We start from the raw sequence: 11,704 nt of genomic DNA on the forward strand, positions 1-11,704 counted from the left end.
AACAGTCTGGATGCTATGAAACAATGCACAACGATGATATGCCTGATATGCCTGCTCGCCTTTGGCGGGCAGGCGCAGGTAAAACAACAAACTATCAAAGCCGATCTGCAGATCCGGCAAAACCTGACAGACAGCGCCCTGCTGGACCTCGTTCAGAAACAAACCTTCCGCTACTTCTGGGACTATGCCCACCCCGTTTCCGGGATGGCACGCGAACGCAGCAACAAATCATTTGACTACGGCGATGAAGTAGTGACCACCGGCGGCACCGGCTTCGGCATAATGGCCATCGTGGTCGCCACCGAAAGAGGCTGGATCACCCGCGAGGCAGCCGTGGAACGTTTACTCAAAATGGTCGGTTTCCTCCGCAAGGCAGACGCCTATCACGGCATTTTCCCCCACTGGCTCAACGGCGCCACCGGCAAAACCATCCCCTTCGGCCGCAAGGACGACGGAGGCGACCTCGTAGAGACATCCTTCCTCTTCGAAGGCCTGCTCACCGCCCGCCAGTATTTTGACCGCAGCACTCCCAAAGAAGAAGAACTGCGGAATAAAATCAACTGGACATGGAGAGAAGCAGAATGGGACTGGTACACACGGGACGGACGCAACGTCCTTTACTGGCACTGGAGCCCCAACAACGGCTGGAGCATGAACCACGAAATCAGAGGATGGAACGAATGCCTGATTACCTATGTGCTGTCTGCCTCGTCACCTACCTACGCCATACCATCCTCCGTATATCACCAGGGATGGGCCAACAACTTCTACTTCCGCAACGACCGCACCTTCTTCGGCATCAAACTGCCGCTGGGCATGGATTACGGCGGCCCGCTGTTCTTTACCCACTATTCTTTTCTCGGTCTTGATCCCCGCGGATTAAAAGACCGTTATGCCGACTACTGGGAACAGAACACCAAACACACGCTCATCAACCGTGAATACTGCATACAAAATCCGAAAGGGTTCAAAGGCTATGGCGCCAACGCCTGGGGCCTGACCGCCAGCGACACCTATAACGGTTACGACGCACACTCTCCCGAAAACGACCACGGCACCATCACGCCTACCGCCGCCCTGTCCTCATTCCCTTATACACCGGAATATTCCATGCAGGCGCTCAAACATTTTTACTACCAGCTGGGCAATAAAATCTGGAGTGAATACGGCTTTACAGACGCATTCAACGAAACACAGCAATGGTACGCCAAATCACATCTCGCCATCGATCAGGGCCCTATCGTCGTTATGATAGAAAACTACCGCAGCGGGTTGTTATGGAAACTGTTTATGAGCTGCCCTGAAGTACAGACAGGATTAAAAAAACTGGACTTTACCAGTCCGCATATGAAATAAACGGTCATGCTGAATTTACCTCGTATACTGACAGTGCTGCTGTCATGCCTGTTATCATTGCCGGCCTACACACAACAAACCACTTATTGTAATCCGATCAATGTGGACTACGGCTACTGTCCCATTCCCAATTTCACGGAATGGGGCAAACACAGGGCTACCGCCGACCCGGTGATCGTGAACTACAAAGGGGACTTTTATCTTTTCTCCACCAACCAGTGGGGATACTGGTGGAGCCCAGACCTCAGCCAGTGGCATTTTGTATCGCGTAAGTTCCTCAAGCCCTGGCACAAAGTATATGATGAACTGTGCGCTCCCGCTGTATGGGTAATGGGTGATACCATGATGGTATTCGGTTCTACCTATAGCAGTAATTTTCCTATCTGGATGAGCACCGATCCTAAAGGCAATCAATGGAAAGAGGCGGTGGACTCTTTCGCCGCCGGCGGCTGGGACCCGGCTTTTTTCCTGGACGACGATGGTAAGCTGTACCAGTACAACGGCAGCAGCAACCGCTATCCGCTGTACGGCGGAGAAGTGGACCGTAAAACATTACAACTGAAAGGCGCCCGTAAAGAGCTGTACATGCTGGAAGACTATCGTTATGGCTGGCAGCGTTTCGGGGAATACATGGACAATACTTTCCTCGACCCGTTTATCGAAGGCGCCTGGATGACCAAACATAACGGCAAATACTACCTGCAATACGGTGCTCCCGGAACAGAGTTCAGCGGTTATTCCGACGGGGTGGTGGTGTCCGACCACCCGCTGGGCCCTTTCCAGCCGCAGGCCCACAACCCTTTCTCCTTCAAACCCGGAGGCTTCGCCCGCGGCGCAGGCCATGGCGCCACCTTCCAGGACAACAAAGGCAACTGGTGGCATGTGTCTTCCATGGTCATCGCGGTAAAAAACAGCTTTGAAAGAAGGCTCGGTTTCTGGCCCGCCGGTTTCGACAAAGATGACCTGCTCTATTGCAACACTGCTTTCGGAGACTATCCCCATTATCTCAACAGGGGCAGCAATACCAACTCCTTCGAAACCGACAGCCGCTCCTTTACCGGATGGATGTTGTTGAACTACAACAAACCGGTGACCGTTTCCTCTACGCTGGGAGGGTATCTTCCCAACAATGCCGTGGATGAAAACATCAAAACCTACTGGAGCGCCGCTAGCGGCAACAAAGGAGAATGGTTGCAGAGCGACCTTGGTGAAGTAAGCACCGTCCACGCCGTACAGATCAACTACGCCGATCAGGATGCGCCATTCCTCGGCAAACAGACCGATATCTATCATCAATACCTGCTCTACTACTCCCTGGATGGAAAAAAATGGCAGGTAATGGCCGATAAAAGCAACAACCGTACAGATGTACCGCATGATTACGTTGAACTTCCCCGTCCTGTAAAAGCCCGGTACGTCAAACTGGTGAACGTTCATATGCCGGGCGGTAAATTCGCCGTCAGCGGACTGCGGGTATTCGGCAAAGGCAACGGCCCCGCACCCGATTCCGTCAAATCGTTCGTAGTGCTCCGCACGGAAAAGGATAAACGCAGCGCCTGGATCAAATGGCAACCGGTAGATAATGCCTATGCCTACAATATCTATTTTGGCATTGCCCCGGATAAACTGTACAACTGTATCATGGTACACAATGCCAACGACTATTTCTTCAAAGGGATGGATAAGGAACTACCGTACTACTATAGTATAGAAGCAATCAATGAGAACGGGGTTTCCGTGCGGACAGCACCCATTAAAATTTAGGGATTTTCTGATTTACGAATTTACGAATTTAAAAAATGCAGCGGAGATCATACCAGATGGTCTCCGCTGCATTTTTTAAATTCGTAAATTCGTAAATCAGAAAATCCCTAAATTTATTTGATTTCCGCATCCATTTCCTGATTCCCTCTTTCCCAGATTTTATATTTTACACTAAACCCTTTGGGTACATACACCACAATGGGCAACTTGCTGTTGTAGCGTACCAGTTTGGTGCTGAAAATAAATTTGTCCTGCAGCGTTTTATCGGGGCAGGCCATCAATGTGGATCTTGTTTTACCGGTGGAGGTGTATTGGTAATAAGTGTACCCCCACCCTTTTACATCTTTGGCGGCCCAGCTGCCGATCAGCCCATGATGGTTACAATCCACTTTCAGTGTTTTGCCGGCCATGATTTCCACCTGGTAGTTATCTTCCGCATCTTTAGCGGGCAATTGGATAACAAAGCGTTCTACCCCTTTCCATGCTTTAGGAAATGGCTTCAGCTCTTTTTCCTGTGAATAAACAGTTGTCATGCCGGCACTCCATAGCAGCAACAGGAGGATGATATGTTTCATACGGTAGTGTTTTATGGTATGTTAACAGCCGGGACGCGGAATTGTTTGCAGTGTTATAGCCGGTGGCCGGCATTGTATCATTTTTATCAAGTCATGCTGTAACTCCATCATTTTTAAATACAATTAAAAAGCAATGTGATATTTTTTCAGTGAATCTGTGGGGGGTATCCGTGAAACGCGCGTCTATGATACGAGCGTTAATAGATTTTCTGTGACAAAGCATAACACACCTACGCCTGTAATTTCGCTGACTGCAGCCAACCGCCGGCCTTTGTGGTATCAACGGCCGGTCACCGTTACTGTACTGTATTTTATTGGTACGCTGGTATTGTTTATTCAGTCGCTGGCGACCCGGAAGTATAACAACTTCATCATTTTCCGCAGCTCATGGGACCATATGCTGCACCATATGCCGTTATACCAGCTTTATCCCGATACTTATTTTGACTACTTTCTGTACCATCCTACTTTCCCTGTACTCTTTGCCCCGCTGGCCCTTTTGCCGGTCAGGACGGGGCTTTTCGTATGGCTGATGGGTAGCGCCGGCCTCTTTCTGTATGCCCTGCGGCAGTTGCCGGTAGCCGCCCACAAACGTTACATCATCAGCTGGCTGTTGATACTGGAGCTGTTGAATGCGATACAGTCTTCGCAGACCAATCCTATAATGACGGCGCTGATGTTGCTGACAGTCATAAACCTCGACCGTGGCAAACCGGTGCTGGCTGCGCTGTTCACTTGCCTTTGTTTTTTTATCAAAGGATACGGCGCCATTACCGGCCTCGTGTTCCTTTTCTACGACCGGAAGCTCACCTATCTGGCGTACTGCCTGTTGTTTGGCATGATCGGTACGTTGCTGCCGCTGGTGGTAATGTCGCCGGCGGAACTATTGCGCGCATACCACGACTGGTACCAGCTGATCACCAGTCCTGTGATTTTGGAAGACGGGTCCGTGCGCGGCATGGTCCTCGCGATGCTGCATCTGCCACCACAGGCCGGCGGCGGCATCGGGAAGACCGTCACCGCATTGGCCCTGTCAGGCCTGGCTGCCGCTCTTTATTTCGCCTGGAAAAACAGGCCGCAGCAATACCACTGGATACTGGGAGGCTACCTCTTACTCTGGGTGGTGTTGTTCAATCAAAGTACCGAATCACCTACTTATATTATGGCCGTTACCGGCGCCGTAGTGGGGTTGATGATGCTGCCTGAGCGGCCGCTGTCCGTCATCCTGCTGGGATTACTGGTGATCGTCACCTCTCTCTGTCCTACAGACCTTGTACCGTCCTTTATCAACAAGATAGCAGTGAACTATCAGCTGAAAGCGCTGCCCTGTCTGCTGGTGCTGTTGTACTTCCAGTACTACCTGTGCTTCATCAGGCAGGACGACGCGCTGCAGGAGCAGCCAGCGATATAGGCGCCTATCCCCTTTTTCCGGCGCTCCTGTACTTTACTTTTTTATGTCCGGCGGAACGGTTTACTTTGTCCGGTATGAAGAAGCAGGCGTCATTATCACCATACTGGCAATGCCAGCTGGCCGGCTGGACGATCGCCGCCCTTTACTGGGAGGTGGACGCTTTTGTCCGCAGCCCTGTTTTCAGTTACAGCTTCGCCGCCCTCAATTTTGTGGCAGACATCACCGTCAACCTGCTGCTGACGCATGCCTACCGCCGGTTTGCCCTGCAGCACGGCTGGCACCTGCTACGCCCCAAAGCGCTGCTGTGGCGTATTGCACCGGCTGTTATCATACTCGCCGTTTGTTTCACGCTGGCAGTGTCGCTGCGGTTCTACTGGTGGGACCCACACCAGGGGACTTTCCTTCAATACCTGCAAATCAACAGCCGTGTGCCTTTTATGACGGGCATCCGTACCATGGCGGTATGGGTGCTGGCCTGGCATCTTTATCATTATGCACAGCAACAGCATACCGCCTCCCGTGAAAATGCACGGCTGCAGCTGCTGACGAAAGAAATACAGCTGGACAACCTTACGGCGCAACTCAATCCGCATTTCTTTTTTAATTCGCTGAACAATATCAAGTCGCTGGTACTGGAAGACCCAACGCTGGCACGCAGAGCGATAGACCTGCTTTCAGACCTGCTGCGCAACGCTTTGTATAAACGGTCCGATCAACTGGTAACATTGCAGGAGGAGCTGCAGCTGGTCAGCGACTACCTGGAACTGGAGAAACTGCGTTTTGAAGAGCGGCTGCAGGTACACATCCAGGCAGATCCTGCGTTGAGCCATATGGGTGTTCCGCCGCTCAGTTTACAAACGCTGGTGGAAAACGGCATCAAACACGGCATCGCTCACAGCGTAAACGGCGGCAGTATCGTTATTAACATCGCGCGTGAGGGCGACCGGGTGCTGCTGTCCGTACAGAACCCGGGCACATTGCAGGGAACGGCGGCAGGCGGACTGGGTATCCGGAACCTCCGGGAACGGCTGCAGCTCCAGTTCTCCGGACAGGCATCCTTTGAGATCGCCGGGCTGCCGGAAGGAAATGTACTGGCTGTCATTGCTATCCCCTTTATCCATTAAACATACAGTATGCAAAAAATACAGGTGCTGATCATAGACGATGAACGGGCCGCCCGCGAAGAGATCAGGCGGGCATTGCAGCCGTATGCCGACTACGCCGTGGCAGGAGAAGCACGCAATGTGCAGGAGGCGCTGGCATTGATACAGGAGCTGCAACCCGGACTGTTGTTCCTCGACGTGCAGATGCCAGGCGCCAGTGGGTTTGAGCTGCTGGCCGGTTTAACGGAAGTACCCGATGTAATTTTCACTACTGCTTACGATACCTATGCCGTACAGGCATTCGACAACAACGCGCTGGATTACCTGTTAAAACCTTTCCGCACGGAGCGCTTTGCACAGGCGATGGAAAAACACCGTACCAAAGTACGGGAACGGGCTGCCCTGTCCGGCAGCACCGTGCCCGATAAACAGCTGTTCATCAAAGACGGCGACCAGTGTTTTTTTCTGCGGCAAAACGATATATACCTGGTGGAATCGGTCAACAACTACGCCCGCATATTCTCTGTGAATAAACAGGCGCTGATTAAAACTTCGCTGAACCAACTGGAAGAACGCCTGGACCCGGCCGTTTTCTTCCGGGCCAACCGGTACCAGTTGGTGCATGGCCGGTATATTACCGGTATTGTGGCAATAGACAGCGACCGGCTACAGCTCACGGTCCGTGGGAATATCACCGTCATCGTTTCCAGCCGGCAGGCCGTACGTTTCAAACAATGGAATAAAATGTAATCTTTTCTCCCTTTAATATCCTGTAAGATGGTTCACATGAGACACATTCTCCTGGGGGCATTGTTATGCCTGTACGGGAACACCGCTGCACAGTCACTGCCCTTCCCACGGGAAGCTGCTGTAAATCCGGAGATACTGGCGGCCGCTATGCCGGCGCTCGCACAAAAGATTCTGCCACAGCTCAAAGCCGGCGATGACAGGTGGGGCTATCTGCAGCAGCTGCTGATGGTGCAGCTGACGGCCCGGCAATACCAGGCAGCATTGAAGACTATCAGAGAATATCGTGCCGCCTATGCGCAAAGCGATGCGGAAAAAGCCCCTGTGCGGTTCATCCAGTATGAGACTTATATTAATGCACTCAGGCGCAAACAACCGGTGGAGATAGCCTTCGGCAAAACATTTAAAGTCTCACTGGCAAGCCTGCACGCCGCCAGCCGGTACGACATCGACAACTGGTATACCGCGGATACGGCCTACCTTACTACCGATCTGCAACGGCAGCTGGCACAACTCGAAGGGCAGGACAGCATCGCGCTGCCGGAGGCGGTGCAGCTGTGCCGGCGTTATACCGCCTGGCAACTGCTCCCCCGCATCAGTAGGATGGCCGCGCCCTTGCTGCGGCAGTTCAACCGGCAACATTACCACATCCGGGACAGCCTGCTGATCCCTACCCGTGACGGCGCCAGCGTGTCGGCCATTGTGGTGCGGCCCAGGCGTCAGCAGCGACCGCTGCCCGTTATCTTTTTCTTCACCATATATACCGATGGCAGTAATCTCTGCATCGCCAAGGAAGCAGCCGACAAGGGTTACATAGGCGTAGTCGCCAATACCCGGGGAAAACGCTTCAGCCCCCAAATAACTATGCCTTACGAACATGATGGCGACGATGCCCGCGATGTGATCAACTGGATCATCCGTCAGTCGTGGTGTAATGGAAGTATCGGTATGTACGGCGGCAGCTATGTGGGCTTCACGCAATGGGCCGCTGTTAAAGACGGCGTGCCGCCGGCGCTCAAAACTATCGTACCGTCTGCTGCCGTCGTTCCCGGCTTTGATGTACCCAAAGAAAACAATGTGTTCATGAGTTTCGTGTATCCGTGGATACCCTATGTCACCAACAACAAGTTCCTGGATAACGTGACATACAATGACCGGGGCCGCTGGCGACAAATGCAGTTCAACTGGTATCGCAGCGGCGCTGCCTATGAAACGCTGGACAGCATAGACGGCACGCCTAACCCCATCTACCACCGGTGGCTGGCGCATCCGGACTACGACGCTTACTGGCAAAACATGACGACCTGCAAAGAGGACTTCGCCAGGATCAACATCCCCATCCTGAGCACTACAGGCTATTTCGACGGGGCCCAAATCGGTGCTATGTATTATTACAGGGAACACTTACGGTACCGCTCCAACGCGGAACACTACCTCGTTATCGGGCCGTACGATCATCTTGGGTGCCAGCATGTGCCGCTTCCTTACGTCAACGGTTATACGATTGATAGTGTCGCGCGTATCAGTATCCATCAGCTGATCTACCAGTGGTTTGATCATATCCTGAAAGGGGCGCCTAAACCGGCCCTGCTGAAAGACCGCGTCAACTACCAGGTGATGGGCACCAACCAATGGAGGCATGTGCCATCCCTCCGGCAGATGAATAACGATACGCTGAAGCTCTACCTGTCGCCACAGCGGCTGGTACGCCAACCGGCGGCTGATACGGTTTTCATGCCGCAACAGGTTGATTTGTCAGACAGGAACGGCAGTTTCACCGGCAACTATATCCATTCTCCGCTGTCCGGCAGCAGCATCAATACTGCCAACGGGCTGGTATTCGTCAGTGATCCGCTGCCAGCCTCCATGGCTGTCAACGGCTCGTTCCTGGGCAGGCTGCAGGTCATCCCCAATAAAAAAGATGTGGACATTGGCATTAACCTGTATGAACAAACGCCGGACGGACAATATTTCCAGCTCTCGTATTTTATCGGGCGGGCCAGTTACGCCGCCAGCCTGGAAAAACGGCAGCTGCTCACACCCGGCAGCGTCAATACTATTTCGTTTAGCAATACCCGTATGATCAGTAAACAACTTGCCAAAGGCAGCCGGCTGGTGGTGGTGATCAACGTCAACCAGAATCCGTTTGAAGAAATCAATTACGGTACCGGCAAAAAAGTAAGTGAGGAAACGATGGCCGATGCGGGCGGGCCGGTACAGCTGCAGTGGAGAACTGACAGCTATATAGAAATAGGCACCCATCCATGACACCCTCCAGCTTGATAAGAATCGTCAAAGTGTATTGACAAACACTTTGATATAATAAAAATAAAATATATTTTCGCTTCCGGACAGTAACAGACCCGTGTTTGTATACCATGAAATACCCTTAAACCACATCACACATATTACCTATGAAAAAACAGTTACTCGCACTGGCGGGCATGGCCCTGTTGTTTGTCTCCTGCTCCAAAAAAGATGGACCATCACCGCCACCACAACCGGAAGCAAGTCCGTTTGCCGGCCTGCTGAAAGGCATGTACAACGTTTCAGACACCAGCCGTTATGAATACAATGACGATAAAACAGTGTCCAAAGTACGTAACAGCTGGAAAGACGGCGCTGACGCAGGCGGGAGCATTGTCACCATGAAATACGCCAACGGTAAAATCTCAGAAATGTGGGAAAGCACCTACGACAAAACCGGCGTGTTTGGTCCTAACCGGCTCATCACTGCATTTACCTATGCGGATAAGAACATCCTGAAAATATGGATGTGGGAAAATGCCAACAACGAGCTCACCGACTCGATCCGTTACAATGCAGGCGGTAAAATGGAAAAAATATTCCGCATTGCCCGTATTAATGCGTTGCCGGTCATTATTAACACAGACTCCCTGGTATGGACAGGTAATAATATCACCAAACTAATCCGCGAAAGTACCAGCGCGTACGGCGGAGAGGGATTTACAGATATGTTTGTCCATGATGATAAACGCAATGTATACCTGGATGTTCAACCTGCTATGCTGGACGGCAGTTATGCAACAGAACCGTTTAATGCCAACAATATTGTAAAAGTCACCAGGACAAAGGGTAATAAAAGCATCACCAACAACATCCAGTACAAGTACAACGATAAAAACAAAGTGATCGAAAGAATTTCTGCCTATAACTTCGATGAAGGCCCCGGTATTGAGACCACTGTTTTTGAATATTATCAATAATCAACCCGACTGAAAATTTTCTATCACACATAAACAACCTATGAAGAAACAATTACTCGCGCTGGCAGGCGTAGCGCTGCTGTTTGTCGCCTGCTCCAAAAACGATGACAACAACCCGCAACCGGAGCCCAATCCGTCCAATGGCTCATTCAGCGGCCTGCTGAAAGGTATGTACACCGTAACGGACACCACCCGCATTGAATACAACAGCGACAAAACCGTGTCCAAATTTACTTCCGGCTGGATCGACGGAACAGATGTAGGCGGTAGTATTTCTACGATCAAATATGAGAATGGCCGCGCTGTAGAAATCTGGGAAAGCTCCTACAGTGAATCAAAAGTATGGGGCCCCAACGAGCTGACAACGCAATTCCTGTATGTAGGCGATAAGCTCCAGAAAGTGATCGAGCCGGGGAAAGCAGACAATTATCTCTACTACGACTCCGCCCGTTACAATGCCAGCGGTAAAATCGAAAAAATCTTCCGTTTCGGTGGCATGAAACCCAACATTTATATAAACAGCACAGACTCCCTGGTATGGACCGGCAACAACATCACCAAGACTGTGCATGAAGGTTTCAGCATGATAGATGGTGTGGTGAAGCCCGCCTACGCGTACACAGACACCTATACATTTGATGATAAACCAAGCTGGCAGGCGCCGCTGGGAGTAGCTGCCATGAACTACAGTTTTGATACGGAAAGCCTTAACGCCAACAACATCCTGACACATACCAGGTCTCAGAAAGATATGGCTGACCGTACCAATAAATATGAATACGAATACAATGATAAAAACAAGGTGATCAAAAGAACCGCTACCTACACGTTCGACCAGCGTGCCGGCACCGTGGTCGCTGTTTTTGAATACTACAAATAATTGTTATTTATATAAACAATGAAGAAGCCGCAGCGTTGCGGCTTCTTCATTGTTGTCTTATCAGGCGATACTCCTGATTACTTTTGCGGGATTGCCTGCCACCAGTGAATTTTCGGGCACATCTTTTGTCACCACCGCTCCCGCGGCAACAACTGAACCGCTGCCGATGGTCACGCCGGGGCAGATGATGGCGCCGCCGCCGATCCAGCAATCGTCCCCGATCACCACCGGCTTTCCATATTCTTCACTGCGGCGGTGTACTTTATCCAGCGGATGCGTGGCCGTATATATTTGTGCCGCAGGCCCTACCATCACATTGTTGCCGATCTTCACCGGGCAAACATCCAGCACTACGCAGTTGACATTAAAGTAGACCTGGTTGCCGCAAATGATATTATAACCATAATCGCAATGAAACGGCGGTTCTATGTACAAACGCCCTGCTGTATGCGGTATCAGTTCCCGCAGCACCTCGCGGGCGCTGTCTGTGACCAGGTATTCCGTTACGTTCAACCGGTGCAGCAGCTTTTTAGCCCTTGTTCTTTCGGCCTGCAGCTGTGGGTCTGAGGCGTCATACAGTTCGCCTGCGATCATTTTTTCTCTTTCACTTTTCATATGATTTCCGTTGTTATGTTGAAAAT

The 11,704-nt window shown here is 51.4% G+C and carries 10 protein-coding genes; 8 read left to right on the forward strand and 2 right to left on the reverse strand.

All coding sequences use genetic code 11. The features are described 5' to 3' along the window. Positions 1 to 15: 15 nt before the first annotated feature. Positions 16 to 1,356 (forward strand): glucoamylase family protein, encoded by a 1,341-nt coding sequence (locus HF324_RS26045; RefSeq protein ID WP_168805809.1) that lies wholly within the window; start codon positions 16 to 18, stop codon positions 1,354 to 1,356. Between the two features lie 6 nt (positions 1,357 to 1,362). Then, positions 1,363 to 3,120, forward strand: a complete 1,758-nt coding sequence (locus HF324_RS26050; protein WP_168861205.1) for a family 43 glycosylhydrolase — start codon at positions 1,363 to 1,365, stop codon at positions 3,118 to 3,120. 113 nt (positions 3,121 to 3,233) lie between these two features. Here the strand turns inward: HF324_RS26050 and eco are convergent, their stop codons facing one another. Further along, positions 3,234 to 3,695 (reverse strand): serine protease inhibitor ecotin, encoded by a 462-nt coding sequence (gene eco / locus HF324_RS26055; RefSeq protein ID WP_168805812.1) that lies wholly within the window; start codon positions 3,693 to 3,695, stop codon positions 3,234 to 3,236. Positions 3,696 to 3,906: 211 nt separating this feature from the next. On the opposite strand from eco, the gene HF324_RS26060 reads away from it, so the two are divergent. The 6 genes from HF324_RS26060 to HF324_RS26085 all read left to right on the forward strand — a co-directional run bounded on the left by HF324_RS26060 (position 3,907) and on the right by HF324_RS26085 (position 11,063). Further along, positions 3,907 to 5,106 carry a glycosyltransferase family 87 protein gene (locus HF324_RS26060; protein ID WP_168805814.1) on the forward strand — a complete coding sequence of 400 codons (1,200 nt, stop codon included), beginning with the start codon at positions 3,907 to 3,909 and terminating at the stop codon, positions 5,104 to 5,106. A 74-nt stretch (positions 5,107 to 5,180) separates the two neighbouring features. Next, positions 5,181 to 6,230, forward strand: a complete 1,050-nt coding sequence (locus tag HF324_RS26065; RefSeq protein ID WP_168861206.1) for a sensor histidine kinase — start codon at positions 5,181 to 5,183, stop codon at positions 6,228 to 6,230. A gap of 9 nt (positions 6,231 to 6,239) precedes the next feature. Then, a complete protein-coding gene (locus HF324_RS26070) occupies positions 6,240 to 6,959 on the forward strand; it encodes a LytR/AlgR family response regulator transcription factor (protein ID WP_168861207.1) in 720 nt (239 codons plus the stop codon). Between the two features lie 36 nt (positions 6,960 to 6,995). Continuing rightward, positions 6,996 to 9,224 (forward strand): CocE/NonD family hydrolase, encoded by a 2,229-nt coding sequence (locus tag HF324_RS26075; protein WP_220101240.1) that lies wholly within the window; start codon positions 6,996 to 6,998, stop codon positions 9,222 to 9,224. Between the two features lie 146 nt (positions 9,225 to 9,370). After that, complete coding sequence (locus HF324_RS26080) at positions 9,371 to 10,183, forward strand: hypothetical protein (protein WP_168805821.1); 813 nt, start codon at positions 9,371 to 9,373, stop codon at positions 10,181 to 10,183. A 40-nt stretch (positions 10,184 to 10,223) separates the two neighbouring features. Next, positions 10,224 to 11,063: a hypothetical protein gene (locus tag HF324_RS26085; protein ID WP_168805823.1), complete on the forward strand. Its 840-nt coding sequence runs from the start codon at positions 10,224 to 10,226 to the stop codon at positions 11,061 to 11,063. A 60-nt stretch (positions 11,064 to 11,123) separates the two neighbouring features. Here HF324_RS26085 and HF324_RS26090 read toward each other — a convergent pair whose 3' ends face one another. Next, on the reverse strand, positions 11,124 to 11,678 hold the full coding sequence (locus HF324_RS26090) for a sugar O-acetyltransferase (RefSeq protein WP_168805825.1): 555 nt from the start codon (positions 11,676 to 11,678) through the stop codon (positions 11,124 to 11,126). Positions 11,679 to 11,704 lie beyond the last annotated feature (26 nt).

It is taken from the genome of Chitinophaga oryzae, assembly GCF_012516375.2.
Taxonomy (GTDB): Bacteria; Bacteroidota; Bacteroidia; order Chitinophagales; family Chitinophagaceae; genus Chitinophaga; species Chitinophaga oryzae.